Source organism: Stenotrophomonas sp. 80084_Sma, assembly GCF_056481995.1.
In genome coordinates this window covers 3235536-3256184 of the sequence record NZ_CM151177.1, presented here as the reverse complement: position 1 = coordinate 3256184, position 20649 = coordinate 3235536, and the positions used below count along the sequence as shown (strand labels likewise).

General features: G+C 67.5%; 17 protein-coding genes and 2 tRNA genes. 4 read left to right on the top strand and 15 right to left on the bottom strand.

The features are described 5' to 3' along the window. The first annotated feature begins 9 nt into the window (after positions 1–9). Both proB and ACZK3W_RS15115 read left to right on the top strand, forming a co-directional pair. On the top strand, positions 10–1167 hold the full coding sequence (gene proB, locus ACZK3W_RS15120; RefSeq protein ID WP_049401148.1) for a glutamate 5-kinase: 1158 nt from the start codon (positions 10–12) through the stop codon (positions 1165–1167). Beyond that, positions 1164–2435, top strand: a complete 1272-nt coding sequence (locus ACZK3W_RS15115; RefSeq protein WP_049423951.1) for a glutamate-5-semialdehyde dehydrogenase — start codon at positions 1164–1166, stop codon at positions 2433–2435. Before proB ends, ACZK3W_RS15115 begins: the two co-directional genes overlap by 4 nt. A 136-nt stretch (positions 2436–2571) precedes the next feature. On the opposite strand, the gene pgaD is transcribed toward ACZK3W_RS15115, so the two are convergent. The 10 genes from pgaD to ACZK3W_RS15065 form a co-directional block, all read right to left on the bottom strand. Next, positions 2572–3042, bottom strand: a complete 471-nt coding sequence (gene pgaD / locus ACZK3W_RS15110) for a poly-beta-1,6-N-acetyl-D-glucosamine biosynthesis protein PgaD (protein ID WP_197616054.1) — start codon at positions 3040–3042, stop codon at positions 2572–2574. Continuing rightward, positions 3039–4295, bottom strand: coding sequence for a poly-beta-1,6-N-acetyl-D-glucosamine synthase (gene pgaC / locus ACZK3W_RS15105; protein WP_197616053.1), 1257 nt, complete (start codon positions 4293–4295; stop codon positions 3039–3041). Before pgaC ends, pgaD begins: the two co-directional genes overlap by 4 nt. 1 nt (position 4296) lies before the next feature. After that, the gene (pgaB, locus tag ACZK3W_RS15100; protein WP_032129408.1) at positions 4297–6183 is read right to left on the bottom strand and encodes a poly-beta-1,6-N-acetyl-D-glucosamine N-deacetylase PgaB; all 1887 of its coding nucleotides are present in this window, start codon (positions 6181–6183) and stop codon (positions 4297–4299) included. Between the two features lies 1 nt (position 6184). Next, positions 6185–8212 carry a poly-beta-1,6 N-acetyl-D-glucosamine export porin PgaA gene (pgaA, locus tag ACZK3W_RS15095; protein ID WP_197616052.1) on the bottom strand — a complete coding sequence of 676 codons (2028 nt, stop codon included), beginning with the start codon at positions 8210–8212 and terminating at the stop codon, positions 6185–6187. Between the two features lie 343 nt (positions 8213–8555). Continuing rightward, positions 8556–9761 carry a CynX/NimT family MFS transporter gene (locus tag ACZK3W_RS15090; RefSeq protein WP_032129410.1) on the bottom strand — a complete coding sequence of 402 codons (1206 nt, stop codon included), beginning with the start codon at positions 9759–9761 and terminating at the stop codon, positions 8556–8558. A gap of 222 nt (positions 9762–9983) precedes the next feature. Then, positions 9984–10060: transfer RNA gene (locus ACZK3W_RS15085), tRNA-Pro, on the bottom strand. A gap of 140 nt (positions 10061–10200) precedes the next feature. After that, positions 10201–10277 (bottom strand) — tRNA-Pro (locus tag ACZK3W_RS15080). Between the two features lie 56 nt (positions 10278–10333). After that, the gene (gene cydX, locus ACZK3W_RS15075; RefSeq protein WP_032129411.1) at positions 10334–10447 is read right to left on the bottom strand and encodes a cytochrome bd-I oxidase subunit CydX; all 114 of its coding nucleotides are present in this window, start codon (positions 10445–10447) and stop codon (positions 10334–10336) included. Between the two features lie 54 nt (positions 10448–10501). Continuing rightward, positions 10502–11656 carry a cytochrome d ubiquinol oxidase subunit II gene (cydB, locus tag ACZK3W_RS15070; RefSeq protein WP_049401140.1) on the bottom strand — a complete coding sequence of 385 codons (1155 nt, stop codon included), beginning with the start codon at positions 11654–11656 and terminating at the stop codon, positions 10502–10504. A gap of 15 nt (positions 11657–11671) precedes the next feature. Beyond that, entirely contained in the window at positions 11672–13255 is a 1584-nt protein-coding gene (locus ACZK3W_RS15065) for a cytochrome ubiquinol oxidase subunit I (RefSeq protein WP_032129413.1), read from the bottom strand. A gap of 228 nt (positions 13256–13483) precedes the next feature. Between ACZK3W_RS15065 and cydD the strand changes: the two genes are divergently transcribed. Beyond that, on the top strand, positions 13484–15229 hold the full coding sequence (gene cydD / locus ACZK3W_RS15060) for a thiol reductant ABC exporter subunit CydD (RefSeq protein WP_125894450.1): 1746 nt from the start codon (positions 13484–13486) through the stop codon (positions 15227–15229). Further along, positions 15226–16899 carry a thiol reductant ABC exporter subunit CydC gene (gene cydC / locus ACZK3W_RS15055; protein ID WP_132810503.1) on the top strand — a complete coding sequence of 558 codons (1674 nt, stop codon included), beginning with the start codon at positions 15226–15228 and terminating at the stop codon, positions 16897–16899. Before cydD ends, cydC begins: the two co-directional genes overlap by 4 nt. A 91-nt stretch (positions 16900–16990) precedes the next feature. Here cydC and ACZK3W_RS15050 read toward each other — a convergent pair whose 3' ends face one another. The 5 genes from ACZK3W_RS15050 to ACZK3W_RS15030 form a co-directional block, all read right to left on the bottom strand. Continuing rightward, on the bottom strand, positions 16991–17335 hold the full coding sequence (locus ACZK3W_RS15050; RefSeq protein WP_197615994.1) for a DUF1294 domain-containing protein: 345 nt from the start codon (positions 17333–17335) through the stop codon (positions 16991–16993). Continuing rightward, complete coding sequence (metX, locus tag ACZK3W_RS15045; RefSeq protein WP_197615993.1) at positions 17336–18448, bottom strand: homoserine O-acetyltransferase MetX; 1113 nt, start codon at positions 18446–18448, stop codon at positions 17336–17338. 138 nt (positions 18449–18586) lie between these two features. Beyond that, on the bottom strand, positions 18587–19576 hold the full coding sequence (locus ACZK3W_RS15040; RefSeq protein ID WP_197615992.1) for a c-type cytochrome biogenesis protein CcmI/CycH: 990 nt from the start codon (positions 19574–19576) through the stop codon (positions 18587–18589). Continuing rightward, positions 19570–20019: a cytochrome c-type biogenesis protein gene (locus tag ACZK3W_RS15035; RefSeq protein WP_121505072.1), complete on the bottom strand. Its 450-nt coding sequence runs from the start codon at positions 20017–20019 to the stop codon at positions 19570–19572. The genes ACZK3W_RS15040 and ACZK3W_RS15035 overlap by 7 nt, the downstream gene beginning before the upstream one ends. Positions 20020–20023: 4 nt before the next feature. Continuing rightward, on the bottom strand, positions 20024–20641 hold the full coding sequence (locus ACZK3W_RS15030) for a DsbE family thiol:disulfide interchange protein (RefSeq protein WP_197615991.1): 618 nt from the start codon (positions 20639–20641) through the stop codon (positions 20024–20026). Positions 20642–20649: the final 8 nt, after the last annotated feature.

The window sequence follows — 20649 nt, the reverse complement described above, 5'->3', positions numbered from 1 at the left end:
GCCTGACCGATGATCCAGCACGCTGCCCACGTCGCCTCGCCGTTCCCCGAACAAGCGCTGCCGCCGTGGCGGCGTGCGGTGCTGAAAGTCGGTAGCAGCCTGCTGGCTGCCGATGGCGGCGGCCTGTCACCTCGCCACGCGCTGGGCCTGGCACAGTTCGTGTCGGCCAATGTACTGGCCGGGCGTGAGGTGGTGATCGTCTCCTCCGGTGCGGTTGCGGCGGGGCGCGCGATCCTGCCGCGGGCCGATGAACCCGGTGCGGCGATGGCGGCGCGGCAGGCCCTGGCCGCGCTCGGTCAGGCCCAGCTGATCGGGCTCTGGCAGCGCTTCTTCGAGCGCCCCGTGGCGCAGGTGCTGCTGACCCACGACGACCTGCGCAACCGCCGCCGCTACCTCAACGCACGCGCCACGCTCAATGAGTTGCTGCGGCTCGGCGCGTTGCCGGTGGTCAACGAGAACGACACCGTGTCGGTGGACGAACTCAAGCTCGGCGACAACGACAACCTGGCCGCTACCGTGGCCGCGCTGGTCGATGCCGATGCACTGTTCATTGCCACCGACATCGACGGCCTGTACAGCGCGGATCCGCGCACCGTGGCCGATGCGCGGCCACTGCACGACGTGCCGGAACTGAGTGACGAGGTGTTGGCGATGGCCGGCGGCGCAGGGTCGCGCGCCGGTACCGGCGGCATGCGGACCAAGCTTGAGGCGGCGGCCAAGGCGGGTCGTCTCGGCATCGAGACCTACCTTTTCAACGGCCGCAGCAGCGACGTGGTGCGTGCACTGGCGCAGGACCGCCTGTTCGGCACCCGCATCCACGCCGCGCGCAGCCGCGAGGCGGCCCGCAAGCACTGGCTGCGGCATGCACCGCTGACCGAAGGCGCGATCGTGATCGATGCCGGTGCGGCACAGGCCATGCGTGAGAAGGGCGCCTCGCTGCTGCCCGGTGGCATCACCGGTGCGGAGGGCGCGTTCCGGCGTGGCGATATGGTGCAGGTGTGCTGGAATGCACCACAGGGCCGTGTCTGCATCGCCCGCGGTGTCAGCCAGTACGCCGCCGATGATGTGCGCCGGATCGCCGGTCGCCATTCGCGCGACATCGAGGCCGTGCTGGGCTACAACTACGGTGGCAGTGTCGTCCATCGCGACGATCTGGTGCTGCCATGACCGGTTTGAAGGACACCCCGATGAGCGAAATCGAAGCGCAGGCGCGTGCCTGCCGTGACGCGGCCCAGATCGTTGCCGGCCTCGACAGTGCGGCGCGCCGCACGCTGCTGCTGGCAATGGCGCAGGCACTGGAAGTGAATGCCGGGCTGATCCTGGCCGGCAATGCGCGTGACCTTGCTGCCGCGCGCGATAAGGGCGTTGGCAGTGCCATGCTCGACCGCCTGGCGCTGGACCCGGCACGCCTGTTCGCGATGGCCGAAGCCGTGCGTGAGGTCGCCGCGCTGCCCGATCCGGTCGGCCAGATCACCCGCGACGATGTGCGTCCAAACGGCATCCGGGTGCAGAAGGTGCGCGTGCCGCTGGGCGTGATCGCGATGATCTACGAAGCCCGCCCGAACGTGACCGCCGAAGCGGCCGCGCTGTGCCTGAAGGCCGGCAATGGCGTGATCCTGCGCGGCGGTTCCGAGGCGATCCACTCCAACACCGCCATCGCCCAGGCGCTGTCCGGCGCATTGAAGGCCAACGGCGTACCGCCGGCTGCGGTGACCGTGCTGACCGACCTGCGCCGCGAAGCGATGCTGGGACTGCTGCAGTTGCATGAGCTGATCGACCTGGCCATTCCGCGTGGCGGCGAAGGCCTGATCCGCTTCGTCGCCGAGCATGCGCGGGTGCCGGTGATCAAGCATTACAAGGGCGTGTGCCATCTGTTCGTGGATGCCAGCGCCGACCTCGGCAAGGCCATTGACCTGCTGGTGGATGGCAAGTGCAGCCGCCCTGCAGCCTGCAACTCTCTGGAAACGCTGCTGGTGCACCGCGAGGTGGCCGAAGCGTTCCTGCCGCGCGTGGCGCAGGCGCTCGGCGAGCGCGGCGTGCAGCTGCGCGCCGATGCGCAGGCGCAGCCGCTGCTGCCGGGCAGCATGTTGGCCACTGAAGACGACTATGCCGCCGAGTTCCTTGATCTGGTGCTGGCGGTACGCGTGGTTGACGATCTCGACGCTGCCATTGCGCACATCCGTGCCTACACCTCCGACCATACTGAAGTGATCGCCACCGAAGACGCGGGCAACGCCGAGCGCTTCGTCACTGCGCTGCGCTCGGCGGTGGTGATGGTCAATGCGTCCTCGCGTTTCTCCGACGGCGGCCAGCTGGGCCTGGGCAGCGAGATCGGCATCTCCACCACGCGCCTGCACGCGTACGGCCCGATGGGGCTGGAGGCACTCACCGTCGAACGATTTGTCGTGCGCGGGGAAGGGCAGACCCGCAAGTAGATCCACGCCATGCGTGGATGCTCTTCGCGGTAGCCCCCGGTGCCGACCAAGGTCGGCACCCACCAGAGAGAACGCCGACCAAGGTCGGCATCTACCAAGCAAGTGCCGACCAGGGTCGGCACCCAGGGCAATCGAGTTACAGCACCTCGCGGCGGATGCCGATCGGCCGCGCGTGATCGTCCATGTGCAGCGTGGCGGCCTTGCAGCCCAGCAGGCGCTCGGCCAGCCCGGTGCTGGCGCCCAGGTCGGCGGCCACTTCGTTGAGGCTGGCCAGCGGCCGCGGCAGGCGCCGTTCGTGGCCGCGGAAGCGCGCGCGGTTGTACTCGGCCCAGCCGATCAGCAGTACGCTGGCGCACAGCAGCATCAGCGGCAACGCCACCAGCACATAGGGGTCGAACTGGCTTTGCCGTTCGTACAGCTGCTGCCAGGCCAGCTGGCCGCCGACCAGCCACGACACCAGGGTGACCAGTGGGGCCCACAGGTAGAAGTAGAACCCCCAGAACGCGAGGGTGACGAAGCCCCAGGCGGTGCGTTGGAAGCGTGGTTGGCGATGCGGCTTGCGGATCATCCGCGAGTCGAAGCGGTTGGACGGGCGTTGTGCGTTCATCGGATCCCCCGATCGGGACTGGTCCAGGTGGCGCGCTTGCTGCGACGGCGCAGCAGGGTTTTCGGCAACGCCACCAGGGTGGTGGAAAGGCTGATCAACCAGTACGCCATCGGGTACCAGATGACCCAGAAGTAGTTGCGTCCAATCTGTGTTTCGTAACGACGGTCGATGATCAGGCTGCTGGCGAACTGCAGCAGGCAGACCAGGGCCAGGATCACGCCATGCCACTCCGGCAGCAGGCTGGCGATATGCAGTTGCGGGGGCAGTTCGATGAACTTGCCCAGCGCCCACAGCACCACGATGAACAACATGGTGTAGGCCCAGATCACGCTGAGCACGTACTCCAGCAGTACGCCCCACATGCGCCGCTCCTTCCAGTGCAGCAGCGAGCGGGCGTGGCGCAGCATCACCTCCACGCCGCCCTGGGCCCAGCGCAGCCGCTGCCGCCACAGTCCCTTCAGGGTTTCTGGCATCAGGATGAAGCATAGTGCGTTGGGTTCGTAGCGGATGTCCCAGTGCGCGCGCTGCAGGCGCCAGCTGATGTCGATGTCTTCGGTCACCATGTCATCGGACCACCAGCCGACCTGGTGCAGGGCGGTGCGGCGGAAGCCGGCGATCACGCCGGAGATGGTGAAGATGCGCCCGTACACCCGCTGCGCGCGCTTGATCATGCCGATGATCGAGGAGAACTCGGCCACCTGCAGGCGTCCGAGCAGGGTGGAGCGGTTGCGGATGCGCGGGTTGCCGGTGACCGCGCCGACCCGGTTGCCGCAGACCAGGTGCCAGATCATCCAGTGCAGCGCGTGTTCTTCCAGCATCGCGTCGCCGTCGATGCACACCAGGTATTCCGAGCGTGCGGCGAGCGCCCCCATGCGCAGCGCATTGGCCTTGCCGAGGTTGCGGTCCAGGTGCAGCACGCGCAGCCGTGGGTGTTTTGCCGCCAGGGCGTCCAGCCGCGCACCCGTGTCGTCGCTGCTGCCGTCGTCGATGGCGATCACCTCATAGTCGGCCGGGTAGCGCTGTGCCAGCGCCGCGCCGAGTGTGTCGTCGAGGTTTGCCGACTCGTTGTGGCAGGGAATCAGCAGGCTCGCGAACGGTGGATCGACCATCAGAGGCGGGTCGTTGCGTGGGCGCGAATGGCGTTCGCGCCGGAAGTAGTAATACAGGCCACCCGACATCCAGAAGAATGCCATCACCATCGGGTAGTAGAAGGCGAACTGGAACAGGACCTGCAGCAACGGATGCATGTCCATGTCACTTCTCCGGGTACGGGAAGTTGCCGGCGGACATTGCCGCGCGGGCATCGCGGGTGGAGGGCTGGTCGGCGATGAAGTCGTCCGGGTACCAGGCGAAGTGGTGCACGCCCTGCGCCTGCAGCTGGCGGATCTGCGCGCGCAGGCGCTCGGCAGGAATCGGTTGCCCGCTGCGCCAATCGACGGTCTGCAGTTCGAACAGGGTGTGCTGCAGCTGTGGGTCATGTGCACGCACCGCGGCCAGCAGCTGGTCGAGCCAGCGTTCCGGATGCTTGCTGCCTTCCATCCACGGCATCGCCATCAGTGCGGTCTGGTCGTAGGCCTTGTTGAACAGGTCCAGGCGCTGCGCGAACCAGGCTTCGCTCTGCGGGCGCAGCACCGGCTCCGCGTACAGGTTGCGCACCGTGGCCAGCTTCGGCCGCCAGCGCTGCGCGCTGTTGCGCAGCGCCAGGGTGAAGTCGATCAACGCCTGCGTGCGTGCGCTGCCCCCATCGCCGGCCGCCAGCGTGGGCAGCTCGGTATCGCGCAGGTACCCATCGTCATGGAACAGCAGGCCCTCGAAGTAGGAGTTGACCGCCAGATCCTCGTAGAGGTCGAGCATGACCTGGCGCGCCTGGGGATTGGTGAAGTCCAGCCGGTACATGCCATCGGCATCGCCGTTGCGGATCGCCAGCGCCTTGCGCTGCACCGGGTCGGGCAGCTCGAAGCCGAGTACCGGCAGCCATGCGTAGACCTTCACCCCCGCACGCGATTTCAGCTGCCAGGCGACGCGACTGAACAGGTCCGCGCGCATCGGCATGTGGCGGTTGGGGAAGTACAGTGCATCGGCGGTGTTGTTGCCGTCCGGATCGGCGAACGCCTGCAGGTAGACGTGCGTCGGTGCGATGCGCTTGACCCGCTCGATCAGTGCATCCAGATTGCGCGCCTGCTGTGCGGGCTCGGGGTCGTAGACATCATCCAGGTCGATCTGCAGGGCACGGATGCCATCGAGCGCGACGTCGCGGCGCAGCTCGTAGGCCAGCCCCTCCACGGTCGGGTTGTCGCTGACCAGGAAGCGCGCCAGGCCATGCAGGTCGCTGGCCACCGGCGTGCTGCGGCCCTCCAGATCGAAGGACACCGGCATGCCCAGCTGCTCGGCGATGTCGTTGCTCAACTGGTTGTAGGCCGCGTATGGCCAGACGATGGCGCGCGGGCGCACGCCCAGATGCTGCTCGATGCGCTGCACGCTGCGCGAGAGATCGGCGCGCAGGCGTTGCGCGTACTGCGCCTCGCTCTCATAGCTGCGCGTGGCGGGGTTGTAAACGCGGGTCACGACAGCCGGGGTGGAGTTCCCCTGTGGGTTGGCGAGCACCCCGTGGTGCAGGTCGTCGGTATGGCTGGCCACTTCGATCAGGCCGCTGTCGTGCATCTGCTTCAGCTGTGCCCAGGTGATGAAGTCGTCGCGGCCGAACGGCCGGTAGCCATAGTCGATGGTGCGGCCAGGTGCCATGTCCACATAGTCGGTGATCACCGCCACCAGCGCCGGATAGCGGTAAGCCTGCAGCAACGGGAAGGCCTTGTCGTAGACGCTGCGCAGGCCGTCATCGAAGGTCAGCAGTACCGGTTTCGGTGGCAGCGTGGCGCGTCCCCGGGAGGCGTCGATCACCTGCGACAGGGACACCGGGTGGTAACCGTGTGCCCCCAGCCAGTCCAGATGGGCGGCGAAGTTCTGCGTGCTCACCGCATAGGTATCGGCATCCCCCTTGGCTGCGACCTGGTCGCGGATGTCGTGGTAGCTGAGGATCAGCAGGCCGTTGTCGATCGCATCGAGATGCAGGGCCTGCTGCGCGAAGGCCGGCGGCGCAGCCGACAGCAGCAGGAGCACGATCAGGCGCAGGATGCGGGTCATGTCAGTCTCCCCAGCGCAGTGCGGCTTCGAAGCCGATATGGCGTTCGCGATGGCCGTCGTAGACCGGCCGCGACCAGCGCACGCCATACTCGAACACGCGGCCCTGGCCCAGCTGCCACTCGTGCATGTATGACACCGATGGCACCAGTGCACTGCCGAAGCCGTCCTGCCAGTAATCGCCCAGCGAGACGGTCAGCCGGTGGCGGAAGTGGCGTTCGTAGTGGCGCCACAGCTGCTGGTCGATGCGCAGGCCGATCTCGACCATGCGATCACGCTTCGGGTTGAAGTAGGGAGCATCATCGCGGCTGCCGCGACTGGTGTATGCACTGCCCAGGCCATCGATCAGCCACCGTGGGCGTGTCAGCAGCCGCTGCTCGACGCGGGTGCTGAACAGTTCGCGATGGTTGCCATCGTCGTAGCGGAAGCGGCTGGCGCCGAACATCCAGTGCGTGCGTTCGCTGCGCCGGTAGTCGACCTGCGCGCTGACGCTGTCGGCAGTGATGCCGGCCACGCGCGCCTGCATTGATGCATCCGGATCATTGCGTGCGGCGGTCAGTCCGGCATGCCAGTGGTCGTTGAACTGCCAGCCCGCGCCGACGCGCAGGCCGGTATCACCGATGTGGTCGTTGGCGCGCAGCACTGCAGCTTCCGCATCCAGACGGCCGAATCGGTAGCGTACGCCCGCGCCCAGCCACAGCGGGTCGATGCGCTGGTCCTGGAAATCGACCGAGCGCCGGTCGGCGAAGGCGAACAGCCGCCAGCGATCGTCGAGTACGGGTGTCTGGACTTCCATGCCATAGCGGCGGTCGTCGTTGCCCAGTGGCGAGGTGCCACCACCGCCGGAACTGCGTCCGATGTCGGTCCATGCCTTCAGCTGCCAACCGCGGTGCGCGCGCCAGGCCTGGTCCATGCGTTCGACGGCGGGCTGGGTGGGGTAGCGCGCGACCAGATCGTCGTGCAGCGGTCGCGCCAGGTCATCGCGCTGCAGGGCGACGTAGGCTTCCTGCATGCCCAGCCGTGGCTCGATGTCGCGCGGGTCCAGCGCATGCGCCATCTGTTGCCGTTGCAGCGCCCTGCGTGGCCAGCCGCGCATCATGTACACGCTGCCCAGCGCGCTCTGCAGGCCGCCGTTGCCCGGTGCGATGTCGACCATCGATTCCAGATCGCGCTGCGCGGTGGGCAGGTCACCGCTGTAGGCGCGCACCATCGCCAGGTTGAGGTCGGCTTCGTAGCGCGACCAGTTTGGATACGGCGACTTGCCGTTGCTCCAGCGCCAGGCAGGTTCCTTGTCGCGCCACGCCTGCAGCAGGTCGACGGCCTTTTCCTGCTGCTCGCTTTCCAGGTAGGCGTAAGCCAGTTCCGAATGCGAGGCGTCGCGCGTCGGATCGCCTGCGACGGCCGCCTGCAGCACCGGAATGGCTTCTTCCGGATGCAGCGTGCCCATCAGCGAATCGCCGACCGCAGGCAGAACATAGTCGGGCAGGGCATGGCCTTCAGCCTGCAGTGCGCGGGCTTCCTCTCGCACCTGCGCATGGCGGCCCAGCCGGTTGAGCAGGATCAGCCGGTCCATGCGGATGCGCAATGGCGCCTGCACAGGTGGGGTGCCTTCGCTGCCCAGATAGCGCTGCATGCGCGCCAGGGTCGATTCGGCTTCTTCCAGCCGGCTGTCTTCGCTGCTGCTGTAGGCCAGGCTCCAGACCACCAGCTTGGCCAGGTAGTCGCCTTCGATGCGTTGCTTCTGAGCAGCGTCGAACAGTTGCGGGCGCTGCTGGTACAGCTCCCAGGCGCGCCAGGCATTGCCGATGTCGCCCAGGGTCAGGACGCGCAGCTTGAACAGCAGGTCGTCGTTGGGCTGCTGCTGGCTGGCGCGCTCGATCGCGCCGAGCGCATCCAGCCAACGGGCCTGGTCGCGGTAGCGGCCGATCTCGGCCAGGGCCGCCTCGCGGTCAGGCGGGGCAGCGCTGCTGGCCCAGGCCAGGGCGGTACAGGCAAGGCCGACGCAGAGCGCCAGCCGGCGGTGGACAACCATTGGGGACCCCCTTGGCTTCCGAACCAGACAACCTGAAAAATGTGACGCACATCACATGCCAGATTTTGGGATGGCCGTGGCCTGCGTCACTCCCCTCGCGAACTCCCATCCAGCAGGGATGGGCGAAACCAGGACAGCGACCTGCAATGTCTTGTCTGAAACGAGAGTCCCCCGCACACCGAGTGGTGGCCTGGGCGGCGCTGCCGCCCCCATGCCCGATGCCGGCACGCGGCAAGGATGGGCATTCGTGGGCACTATCCGCCCGGAATTGTCAGCCCGGCGTCAAAATGCGCAGACGGGCTGACGAGCGGTAGGTGGGGCCGGTTGCGAGGCCCCACGTGGCTTACCAGAGGTCTTCCAGCTTGCGCGGCTTGCAGGCCACCCAGGAGGCGCACAGCATCAGGGTGGCGCAGCCGAACAGGAAGCTGAATGGGATCGTCCAGCCGTCGCTGACGGTGTGCAGCCAGCCGACCAGGAACGGCCCCAGGCAGCTGAAGCTGTAGCCCACGCCCTGCATGAACCCGGACAGCGCGGCCGAGCCGGTGGGGGTGCGGGTGCGCAGGTTGATCAGGGTCAGCGCCAGCGGGAAGGTGGACGGACCGACGCCGAGCAGGCAGGCCCACAGCAGCGGCGCCTTCATCGGGGCCACAAGCAGGCCGGTGAAGGCGATCACGAACGAGAAGAAACCGATCAGCACCAGCGGGAACGGGTTCTGCAGGCGCACCGCCATCGACGGAATGACCAGCGACGGCAGCAGGCCCAGTGCCGAGAACACGGCGACCATCACGCCGCCGAACGCGGGCGTGCCACCGGCCTCGACCACGATGCGCGGCAGCCAGGTGAACATCGAATAGGTCATCAGCGAGGTCATGCCGAACATGAGCGTCATGCTCCAGCCCAGCGACGTGCGCCAGACCTTGCCGTGCGGCTGTGCGGTGGGATCGGTGGCGTCGGCCTGCGGCTTCGGTGCGCGCCTGGCCAGCAGCAGCCACGGCAGGGCGGCGGCCAGCGCCAGCAGCGCCCACATGCCCAGCGACACGCGCCAGCCCGCAGCATTCGCCACCGGCACTGCCAGCAGCGCCGGCAGCATCGTGCCCAGCTGCAGCACGCTGATGTACAGCGTGCTCATGGTGCCAACCTTGTTGGCGAAATAGCGCTTCACCAGCGGCGGCACCACCACGTTGCCGATGCCCATGCCGGCCAGTGCAACCACCGAACCGAGCAGCAGCGTGCCGACGTTGCCGGCGCTGGAACGCAGCAGCAGGCCGGCCATCGCCATCACCATCGCCAGCAGCGTGGTGCGTTCCAGGCCCAGGCGCCGCGCCAATGCCGGCGTGGCCACGCCGAACAGCGCGAACGAGGCAGTCGGCAGCATGCCCAGCACGCCGGTCATGGTGGTGCCGAAGCCGAACTGCTGGCCGAGCACGTCCAGCAGCGGGGTGATCGAGGTGACCGCAGTGCGCAGGTTGACCGCTGCCAGCAGGATCGCGGCAAACGCGAGGACACGGCCGTGCAGCAGCGACGGCGAATCGGAAGGGGAGGAACTCATCGGTGGTCCTTGCAGGTGTCGCACGCCGCAGCAACGGCATGCAGCGCCGGCATCGGTCTACGCCGAAGCGGCAGGTGGGGGTGGGGGCTGCAGGAGGGCCGGCAGCGCGGCCATTGTACGTGCGCTGCGCGGCAAGGTCCCGTCACGCGGGCGGCCTGGCGCTTGATACAAAAAAACCCGGAGGACAGTGATGTCTTCCAGGCTTCTTGGTGACCACCGAAGTGGTCGGGGAGACAGGATTCGAACCTGCGACCTCTACGTCCCGAACGTAGCGCTCTACCAGACTGAGCTACACCCCGAAGGGAGCCGCCTATTCTAGCGATTCACCCCGATGGCGGCAAGGGGTGAATGCTGTTTTCTTCACACTGCCGAAGCAGTGCCACTTCAGGGAACAAAAAAGCCTGGACGACTTCACCAGGCTTCAATGCGACCACTTGAGTGGTCGGGGAGACAGGATTCGAACCTGCGACCTCTACGTCCCGAACGTAGCGCTCTACCAGACTGAGCTACACCCCGAAGGAGCCGCCTAAGATACCGTGTGAAGGCCCTGTCGGCAACCCTTTTTTACAGTTTCAATGCACGTCGTTGTCGGTGCGGGCGCTTTCGCGCGCTTCGAACCACATCCCGTTGAGGATGGCCACGACCGAGGCCAGTCCGGCACCGAGAATCCAGGCGAAATACCACATGGTCAATCTCCTATGTTCAAGGGATGTGCCGACCGTGGGCCGGCACACCGGCAATCAGTAAGCGTTGGGGTTGTCGCCCATTTCCTCGACCGTCGTCTTGCCCTTCAGTACGCGGTACACCCAGGTGGTGTAAGCGATGATGATCGGCAGGAAGATGGCCGTGGCCAGCAGCATGACCCACAGCGTCAGATGGCTGGACGAGCTGTCCCAGACAGTCAGGCTGGAGGTGGGCTGGCTGGAGGACGGCAGCAGGAACGGGAAGATCGCAAAGCCGACGGTCAGGATGATGCCGGCGATCGAGGCGCCCGAGGCGATGAAGGCCAGGCCACCACGACGTGCGCGCAGCAGTACCGCGCTGGCCAGTGCGCCCAGCAGGCCCAGCACCGGGAACACCAGCGTCGCCGGCATGGAGCTGTAGTTGCGCAGCCAGCCACCGGCGGCCGTGCCCAGTTCGGCGGTCTTCAGCAGCGGATTGGTCGGGCCATCGGTGACCACCTGCGAGGTGATCTGGTAACCCGGCAGGCCGAAGGCCACCCAGGCACCGGCGACAGCGAACAGCACGAAGCTGATGATGGCGGCGACGCTGCCGTAACGTGCGGCTCGTTCGGCCACCGGGCCGTCGGTCTTGATCACCAGCATGGCCGCACCATGCGAAACCAGCATGGCCACGCTGATCAGGCCGGCGATGAGCGCGAACGGGGTGAGCAGGCCGAAGAACGAACCGGTGTAGGTCACGCGCAGGGTGTCATCGAAGTGGAACGGCACACCCAGCAGCACGTTGCCCACGGCGACGCCGGCAATCAGGCCCGGCAGCAGGCCGCCGATGAACAGCACGCGGTCCCAGTTGTCGCGCCAGCGCTTGGACGGCAGCTTGCTGCGGTACTTGAAGCCGACCGGGCGCAGGATCAGCCCGAACAGCATCGCAAACACCGCCAGGTAGAAGCCGGAGAAGCTGACCGCATACAGCGGCGGCCATGCGGCGAAGATCGCGCCACCACCCAGCACCAGCCAGACCTGGTTGCCTTCCCACACCGGGCCGACGGTGTTGATCACCAGCCGGCGTTCTTCATCGGTCTTGGCCACGAACGGCAGCAGCGTGCCGACACCAAGATCGAAACCATCCATCACGGCCCAGCCGATCAGCAGGATGCCGAGCAGCAGCCACCAGATCACGCGGAGCGTGGTGTAATCAAGTGCAATGAATTCCATCTGGATTCTCCTGCCTCAGGCCTGGCCGGGGGCGACTGCATTGGGGGAAGCGGGGCGGATATCGGCCTGCAGCGAGGGCAGGATGTCGTCCGGACCCTTGCGGACCGCCTTCAGCATCAGCTTGATCTCGATGATCAGCAGCACCGTGTACAAGCTGGTGAACACCGCCAGCGTGGTCAGGATTTCATGCAGTGCCAGGCCCGATGCCGCGTAGAAGGTGGGCAGCACACCATCCACCGCCCACGGCTGGCGGCCGTACTCGGCGACGAACCAACCGCACTCGATCGCGATCCACGGTGCCGGCAGCGACCACACGGCCAGCTTCAGGAACCAGCGCTTGTCCTGGAAGTTGTTGCGGCACGAGAAGTAGAACGCCAGTGCGAAGAAGGCGATCAGGTAGAAGCCCAGGCCCGCCATGATGCGGAAGGTCCAGAACAGCGGGGCCACGCGCGGGACGGTATCCATCGCGGCCTTGGAGATTTCCTCCGGCGTCGCGTTGAGGATGTCTTCGCGGTAGCGCTTCAGCAGCAGGCCGTGGCCGAGATCCTGCCAGTGGCGATCGAACATCTCGCGTGCTTCGAGGTCGTTCCGGTTCTTCTTCACGCGTTCCAGTGCGCCATAGGCGATCTGGCCGCCGCGGATGCGGTGCTCGGCACGCTCCACCAGTTCCAGGATGCCCGGGATCGGCTGGTCCAGCGAACGGGTGGCGATCAGGCCCATCAGGTACGGAATCTTCACCGCGTAGTCGTTCTGGTGGGTGTCCTGGTTGGGAATGCCGAAGGCGGTGAAGTCGGCCGGTGCACGCTCGGTTTCCCACATTGCTTCGATCGCGGCCAGCTTCATCTTCTGGTGTTCGCTGGCGGCGTAACCACTCTCGTCACCCAGCACCACCACCGACAGCGAGGACAGCAGGCCGAAGGCTGCGGCCACCGCGAACGAACGGCGGGCCATGTCCCGATGCTTGTTGCGCAGCAGGTACAGGGCGCTGATCGACATCACGAAGATCGCACCGGTCACGTAGCCGGCACTGACGGTGTGCACGAACTTGGCCTGGGCCACCGGGTTCAGCAGAACCGCAGCGAAGTCGACCACTTCCATGCGCATCGTTTCCGGGTTGAACACCGCACCGGTCGGGTTCTGCATCCAGCCGTTGGCGATCAGGATCCACACCGCCGACAGGTTGGTGCCCAGCGCCATCAGCCAAGTCACAGTGAGGTGCTTGACCGGGCTCAGGCGCTTCCAGCCGAAGAAGAACAGGCCGATGAAGGTCGCTTCCAGGAAGAACGCCATCAGGCCTTCGATGGCCAGCGGCGCACCGAAGATGTCGCCCACGTAGTGGCTGTAGTACGACCAGTTCATGCCGAACTGGAACTCCATCACCAGGCCGGTGGCCACGCCGATGGCGAAGTTGATGCCGAACAGGGTGCCCCAGAACAGGGTCATCTGCCGCCAGACCTGCTTGCGGGTCATCACGTACACGCTCTCCATGATGGCCACCATGAAGGACAGGCCAAGCGTGAGCGGGACGAATAGGAAGTGGTACATCGCGGTCAGAGCGAATTGCAGCCGCGACAGTTCTACGACTGTCTGATCAATCATGGCCTGGCTACCTCGTTGGATAGTGCCGTTGCAGGTGGCGGGAAGGGTGGTCTACGGGGTGAATGATGTGACCGACTACTTCAAACAGCCTTGATCCAGATCAATGTATGAATGGGTATTCAGGAGGATCGTATGCCAACCCGATGAAGACTGCGACCGCCGGCCGCAGGGGGAGGCTGTTGCCTGCGCCTACAATGCCGTGTCTCCCCTGTTACCCGTGAAGACCCCTTGAGCGCTGCCGAAACGACCCCTGACGGCCTTTCCCCGGAAGCCGAAACGACCCGCCAGCGGCGTGCCCGCACCGCCTGGCTGGCCGATCTTGCGCGCTCCGCTCGAGGTCGCCAGCGGCTGGCGGCGCTGTGCATCAGCCTGTCCGGGGCGCTGCTGATCGGCCAGGCCGCTGCCATCGCCTGGCTGGTGCAGCAGGTGCTGGTGGAGCGCGCACCGCTGGCGTCGGGCCTGCCGGTGCTCGCTGGGCTGGCGGTGATCCTGGTGCTGCGCACGCTGCTGGGCAGCGCCACCCAGGCGGCTGCCGGTGATGTGGCCGATGCCGCGCGGTTGGCGCTGCGCGAGCGTGTGTTCGCGCGCCTGCTTGGGCATGGGCCGCTGTGGCTGCGCCAGCGCCGCACCGGCGAGCTGGGCGAACTGATGCTGCATCACGGTGATGCGATCGAGAGCTATTACAGCGGCTTCCTGCCGGTGCGCACCGAAGTGGTGGTGGTGCCGCTGCTGATCCTGGCCGCAGTGGCCTGGGTGGATTGGGTGGTGGCGCTGATCCTGCTGTTCACCGCACCGCTGGTGCCGTTCTTCATGATGCTGGTGGGCTGGGGCGCTGAAGCCGCCGGCCGTGCGCAGCTGGGCGAGCTGGCGCGGATGAGCGGCCACTTCGCCGACCGCATCAAGGGTCTGGGCCTGCTGCGCCTGTATGGCCGCGGCGAGGCCGAACTGGACGGCATCGCGGCCGCCGCCGAAGGCGTGCGCGTGCGTACGATGAAGGTGCTGCGCATCGCCTTCCTGTCGTCCACGGTGCTGGAATTCTTCGCCTCGGTGAGCGTGGCGATGGTTGCGCTGTACCTGGGCCTGAGTTATCTGGGCCTGATGACGCTGCATGCAGCAGTGCCGACGCTGGGCGCTGGGCTGTTCTGCCTGCTGCTGGCGCCGGAGTTCTACGCGCCGCTACGGCGTCTGGCCGCGCACTACCACGATCGTGCCAACGCACTGGCTGCCGCCGCCGAGGTGGAGCGCCTGCTGCAGTCGCTGCCCGGGGAGCAGGGCTTGATCGAAAGCGAGGTTGCACCGTTGGCGGTGGAACCGGCCGAGGCTGCCTTGCCGCCGCTGCAGGCGCAGGGTCTGGTGCTGCGCCCGCTGGGTGCGCCGCATGATGTGCTGCAGGATCTGGACGTGCTGCTGGAACCGGGCCAGCGCCTGGCACTGGTCGGTCCCAGCGGGTCCGGCAAGAGCACGTTGCTGGAAGCGCTGGCGGGGTGGTTGCCGCCGCGTGCCGGCAAGCTGCAGCTGCGGCCCGGCGTGCAGGTGGCGTACGCCAGCCAGCGGCCGTACCTGTTCCACGGCAGCATCGCCGACAACCTGCGGCTGGCTGATCCCGGTGCCAGCGATGCACGCCTGCGCGCGGTCGCCGAGGCCTCGCAGGTACTGCAGTTCGCGCAACGCCTGCCGCAGGGGCTGGATACCGTGATCGGCGAGCGTGGTTTCGGCCTGTCCGGTGGTGAAGCACGCCGCATCGGCCTGGCCCGCCTGCTGCTGCGCGACCCGCAGGTGCTGCTGCTTGATGAACCCACCGCGTTCCTCGATGCCGATACCGAAGCGGCGTTGCTGCGCAGCCTGGCCGCCTATGCACGCGGCCGCAGCGTGGTGGTCGCCACCCACAGCCCTGCGGTGATCGCCTGGGCCGACCGCTGCCTGCTGTTGCCGGAAGGCCGCCTGGTCGAGCCGGCACAGGCGGTGCGCGCATGAGCCGTTCGCCTGATTCGCTGCGCGCGGTGTTCCTGCGCCATCGCCCGCGCCTGCTGCTGACCGTGCTGCTGCTGTGGATCACGATGCTGGCCGGCACCGCCCTGCTGGGCCTGTCCGGTGGCTTCCTGACCGCCGCTGCGCTGGCCGGTGCGGCCGGGCTGGCGCAGGGCTTCAACTTCTTTTCGCCGTCGGCCGGCATCCGCGGCCTGACCATGGCGCGCATCGTGTCGCGCTACTTCGAGAAGCTGGTCGGCCACGATGCCACGCTGCGCATCGCCCGCGATCTGCGCGTGTGGTTCTTCCGCCGCGCGCTGCCACTGGCACCGGCGCGGCTGGGGGCCACGCGTACCGGCGAACTGCTGGCACGCCTGCTGGGTGACATCAATGAGGTGGATGGCCTGCTGGTGCGTGCGATCGGGCCGCTGGTGGCGCTGGGTGCGCTGTCACTGGTGGCGATCGCCTCGGCCGCTGTGATCCTGCCGTCTGCGGCGGTACTGCTGGCGGTGCTGGCGCTGCTGATCGCCTTCGGTGTGCCGTGGCTGGGCGTGCGCGGTCGCGACGATGAGGAAGCCGACCGTGCCGCGCATCGTGCTGCCCTGCGTACCGCAGCCTTCGAAGGACTGGAGGGCGCGGGTGATCTGGCCGCGTTGCATGCCGATGCAGCGTGGCAGTTGAAGGTGCGCGTGGCGGCCAAGCAGCTGGCTTCGCGGGATCGTCGTCGGCGCTGGCGCCTGATCGCGGCCTCGACCCTGCATGGCCTGGTCGCCGGGCTGGGCCTGGTGGCGATGCTGGCGTTGGCCCTGCATGCGGCCGAACAGCAGCGCATCGCGCCGGAAATGGCGGCGGGTCTGGTGTTCCTCACCGTGGCACTGATCGAACTGTGGGCCGGCATGGGCCTGGCCTGGCAGTCGCTGCAGTCCGGGCGCATCGCCGCCGATCGCCTGCAGGCCATCGTCGAGCAACCGCCGACGGTGGAGGACCCGCAGGCGCCGCAGGCGGTGCCGCAGGCCGCGCGCGTGCATTGGGATGACGTGCACTTCCAGTGGCCCGGTGCGGCGCGGCCGGTGTTGTCCGGCCTGCAGCTGACCCTGGCGCCGGGCGAGCGGATCGCGATTCGCGGCGACAGCGGCAGTGGCAAGACCACCCTGTCGAGCCTGCTGCTGCGGCTATGGGATCCGCAACAGGGTCGGTTGACCTACGGGGGCCGCGACCTGCGTGATTTCGCCCAGGCCGACTGGCACCGGCAACTGGCGTGGCTGCCGCAGAACGCGCCGGTGTTTGCCGGCAGCGTGGCCGAGAACCTGCGATTGGGTGATCCCGATGCCAGTGACGCAGCGTTGTGGGCGGTACTGCGTCGCGTGCGTCTGGGCGAGTGGGCCGAGCGCAACGGTGGCCTGCAGACCTGGGTGGGCGAGAACGGCGCGACGATGTCGGCCGGCCAGGCACGACGCCTGGCGCTGGCGCGCGCGCTGCTGCGCAATGCGCCGATTCTGCTGCTGGACGAACCGACCGAAGGCCTGGACGTGGATACCGCACGTGCGTTGCTGCAGGACCTCTCCGGGTTGCTGGACGGGCGCAGCCTGCTGATGATCACCCACGACGACCTGCCCGACGGCGTGGTGGATGCGCAGTACCGGTTGCGTGATGGGGTTCTGGTGCGCGAAGCGTGAATGGTAGTGCCGGCCGCTGGCCGGCAACCTCATGGCGCTTGATATGGATACGGAATTGCCGGCCAGCGGCCGGCACTACCCATTTGAACGGTTACCGCGAGAACTCGCGCAGCATCACCGCGATCGAGGCCACGTTGGCCAGCACGCACAGCCAGAACACCCACTGGAATCCGGCTTTGCGATGCTTGTGGCGGAACAGCGCCTGGCCCAGCAGCCCGCCCGGCCAACCGCCGGCAAAAGCCAGCAACTGCAGTGTGCGCTCGGGAATCCGCCACTGCTTTCGCTGCGCCGCGCGCTTGTCGTGGCCGTACAGGCCGAACGACACTGCGCTGGCGAGCAGGCACCAACCGCCCAGCCACAGCGGCAGCACGCCGCTGACCGTCAGTGCGATCAACGCACCGAATGCGGCCAGCGCGAGGTTACGCCGCCATGCCACTTACAGCGCGTCGAGGAAGCCGCGCACGGCCGGGCCGAAACGCTCGAAATCGACGAGGAAGGCGTCATGGCCCTGCGGCGACTCCAGGCCGATGAAGCGCGCATCGGCACCGCCTGCGCGCAGGCCGTCGGCGACCTGTTGCTGCTGCTGCACCGGGAACAGGATGTCGGTGTTGGCGCCGATCGCCAGCGCCTTCTCCACCCGGATCTTCGCCAGCCCGGCCAGCACATCACCGTCGGCGTATTCGGCCAGGTCGAACCAGTCCATCGAACGGCTCAGGTACAGATAGCAGTTCGGATCGAAGAAGCGCACGAAGCGCCGTGCATGGCCTTCCAGATAGCTTTCCACCTGGAATTCGAGGCCGAACGGATCGTCGTCGGCCTGGTCCGAATCCAGCCGCACGCGGCCGAAGCGCCCATCCCATTCCAGTGCCGAACGGTAGGTGATCACGCCCAGCTTGCGCGCCATGCGCATGCCGGACTCGGGATACTCGGCATCGTCGTAGTGGCCGCCATTCCAGCGTGGATCAAGGCGGATCGCCTCGCGCTGCAGTGAACGGATCGCGATCGAGAACGGCAGTGCCTGCGCACTGCCGGAAATGTTGACGTGGCTGCGCGCAATGCCCGGGTGCAGCATCAGTACCGCGAGTGCGGTCATGCCGCCCATTGAATTGCCGACCACGCAGGCCAGCTGTTCGATGCCCAGTGCACGCACGACTTCGATCGCGGCGCGTGCGCCGTCTTCGATCGACAGCTCGGGGAAGTCGAGGCGATACGGTTGGCCCGTGGCCGGGTTGAGCGAGGCGGGACCGGTCGAGCCCTTGCAGCTGCCCAGCGAATTCACGCAGACCACGAACCAGCGGTCGGTATCGATCGGCTTGCCGGGGCCGACCATGCCTTCCCACCAGCCCGGTGCCGGGTTGGCCTCGTTGGCCGCTGCATGCGCGTCCGGCGACAGGCCGGTCACGATCAGGATCGCGTTGCTGGCGTTGGCGGCCAGCGTTCCCCAGGTTTCGTAGGCCACGCGTGCGCCGTGCAGGGCGCCACCGCGCTTGAACGGGAACGGCGAGGGCAGGGCGTGGAAGCGGGTGCTGGGCGGGATGAATTCGGTCATGCAGTCATTCTAGCGGGGCCGCATGTGGAGCTGGCGACACGCTGGTTTCCATCGGCGATGCACCCGGTAGTGCCGCCCGCTGGCCGGCAACCTCATGAATCTGGATGCGCCCGCGTGGTTGCCCGCCAGCGGCCGGCACTACGGGAACCGCAGCTCCACCACGCCTTCATGCGGCAGGCTCACCTTCACCGGCACGCTCTGCAGATCGTCCTCGCCGCGGTTGGCACTGCCGCTGCGCGAGATGCGTGCCAGCACTTCCACTTCGCGATGCGCGGACAACGGTGCGGTCGGCATCGGGCTGTCTGCGTCGCCCAGCCCGACCGTGGCCGGGAAACCGGCCAGAGGCAGCTTGCGTGCGGCCACCGGCATCGGCGGTCCACCCACGGCGCGGGCCAGCACGAATACCTGGGTGCTGGCGGGCCACTCGGCGTTGTTCAGCGCAGGCAGTTGCACGCGCACCTGCAGCAGCGCCGGTGGCGTCGCAGCGGCAGCATCGGGCGCCTGGCCGGCGGCTTCGCGGGCGATGGCGATCTGCGCCTGCAGCGCCTGCGCGGCGCCGGGCTCAAGCCGTGGCAGCAGGCCGCTCCAGACGTCGGCAGCCTCGGCGTTCTTTCCGCGTTGGCGCAGGGCGATGCCCAGTAGCCAGCTGGCGCGCTCTGCATCGGGCGCCAGCGCACGAGCCTGCTGCAACCAGGCCATCGCGGTGTCATCGAACTGCTTGCCGGCATCGGCCTGCGCACGTGCCTGCGCCGCTTCCACCAGCACGCCGGGGTCTTCCGGGGCGAGAGCGGCAGCACGTGCGAAGGCATCCGCTGCGGCGGCGGCGTTGCCCAGCTCGGCCTGCGACCGGCCCAGCAACGCCCAGCCATCGGCTCGCTGCGGGTCTCGCTTCAGTGCATCCTGCAGGGCCTGCACACCATCGCGCAGGGTGGCTACCGACGGGGTCGGTTGTACCTGTGCTGCACGCGGATCACCAACCAGCAGATACAGGCAGGCACCGGCCACGCCCAGCGCGAGCACGCCCACCACGAAACCGCGGCGACCGTGGTGGCGCAGCGGCCACAGCACCAGCGCCGCCATCAGTGCGGCCACCAGTCCAGCCAGCATCGGCAGCCAATGGCTCACCATCCGTCTCCTTCATCGGTCTTGCTGGCGGGGGCGGCAGCAACCGTGCGGCCACGGCGGCGGACGATGCCCAGTACCACCAGCGCGCCGGCGCCCAGCACCAGCAGCGGACCGCCCCACAGCAGCCAGGTGCCCGGCTGTAGAGGCGGTTGATAGAGCACGAACTCACCGTAGCGCGCGACCAGGAACTGCTTGATCTGTGCGTCGTCGCGGCCCTGCTGCATCAGCTGCAGCACCTCGCGGCGCAGGTCCTGCGCGATCTGCGCGTTCGAGTCGGCCAACGACTGGTTCTGGCACTGCACGCAGCGCAGCTGCGCGGCCAGGTCGTGGAAGCGGCGTTCCTCGGCGCCATCGCGGAACTGCAGCGGCTGCGGGTCGTGCAGCGGCTGCTGGGCCAGCGCGGCCAACGGCAGCATCAGGAGCAGCAGCGCCAGCAGCCAGCGCATCGGTTCAGGGCGCCGTATGCAGGGTGTTGCCGGCATTGCCCTGGGCCTTCTCGATCTTCTCCAGTGCCGGGATCAGCTTCTCGTCGACCACGCGCTGGGTCATCGCACCGCTGTACTTCCAGCGCACGACGCCGCTGCCATCGACCAGGAAGGTCTCCGGTGCGGCGGTCACGCCCCAGTCGATCGCGGTGCGGCCTTCCACGTCGCTGAGCACGACCATGAACGGGTTGCCCAGCTGTTCCAGCCAATGCAGGGCATCGGTCGGTTCATCCTTCCAGTTGTAGCCGATCACGCGCACGCGCTTGCTCTCGGCGAAACGGGTCAGCACCGGGTGTTCCTCGCGGCAGGCCGCGCACCAGCTGCCCCACACGTTCAACAGGTAAGGCGCGCCGCGCAGATCGTCGCTGTGCACGATCATTTCCGGGTCGTGCAGCACCGGCAGCGCGAACGCCGGCGCCGGCTTGTCGATCAGCGCCGATGGCAGCACGTCGCGCTGCGGGTCACCCGATTTCATCACCCCGTAGATCATCAGCCCGAGCAGGCCGAAGAAGAACAGCACGCCGATCACGATGGCTACCGGCGGCAGCGGGCGGGAGGGGCGCGGGGCGGGGGACTCGGACATGGAAACTC

Bases quoted from the DNA above. Each gene is read 5' to 3' on its own strand.
- proB (WP_049401148.1), top strand. From the start codon at position 10: ATGATCCAGCACGCTGCCCACGTCGCCTCGCCGTTCCCCGAACAAGCG.
- ACZK3W_RS15115 (WP_049423951.1), top strand. From the start codon at position 1,164: ATGACCGGTTTGAAGGACACCCCGATGAGCGAAATCGAAGCGCAGGCG.
- pgaD (WP_197616054.1), bottom strand. From the start codon at position 3,042: ATGAACGCACAACGCCCGTCCAACCGCTTCGACTCGCGGATGATCCGC.
- pgaC (WP_197616053.1), bottom strand. From the start codon at position 4,295: ATGGACATGCATCCGTTGCTGCAGGTCCTGTTCCAGTTCGCCTTCTAC.
- pgaB (WP_032129408.1), bottom strand. From the start codon at position 6,183: ATGACCCGCATCCTGCGCCTGATCGTGCTCCTGCTGCTGTCGGCTGCG.
- pgaA (WP_197616052.1), bottom strand. From the start codon at position 8,212: ATGGTTGTCCACCGCCGGCTGGCGCTCTGCGTCGGCCTTGCCTGTACC.
- ACZK3W_RS15090 (WP_032129410.1), bottom strand. From the start codon at position 9,761: ATGAGTTCCTCCCCTTCCGATTCGCCGTCGCTGCTGCACGGCCGTGTC.
- cydX (WP_032129411.1), bottom strand. From the start codon at position 10,447: ATGTGGTATTTCGCCTGGATTCTCGGTGCCGGACTGGCCTCGGTCGTG.
- cydB (WP_049401140.1), bottom strand. From the start codon at position 11,656: ATGGAATTCATTGCACTTGATTACACCACGCTCCGCGTGATCTGGTGG.
- ACZK3W_RS15065 (WP_032129413.1), bottom strand. From the start codon at position 13,255: ATGATTGATCAGACAGTCGTAGAACTGTCGCGGCTGCAATTCGCTCTG.
- cydC (WP_132810503.1), top strand. From the start codon at position 15,226: ATGAGCCGTTCGCCTGATTCGCTGCGCGCGGTGTTCCTGCGCCATCGC.
- metX (WP_197615993.1), bottom strand. From the start codon at position 18,448: ATGACCGAATTCATCCCGCCCAGCACCCGCTTCCACGCCCTGCCCTCG.
- ACZK3W_RS15040 (WP_197615992.1), bottom strand. From the start codon at position 19,576: ATGGTGAGCCATTGGCTGCCGATGCTGGCTGGACTGGTGGCCGCACTG.
- ACZK3W_RS15035 (WP_121505072.1), bottom strand. From the start codon at position 20,019: ATGCGCTGGCTGCTGGCGCTGCTGCTCCTGATGCTGCCGTTGGCCGCG.
- ACZK3W_RS15030 (WP_197615991.1), bottom strand. From the start codon at position 20,641: ATGTCCGAGTCCCCCGCCCCGCGCCCCTCCCGCCCGCTGCCGCCGGTA.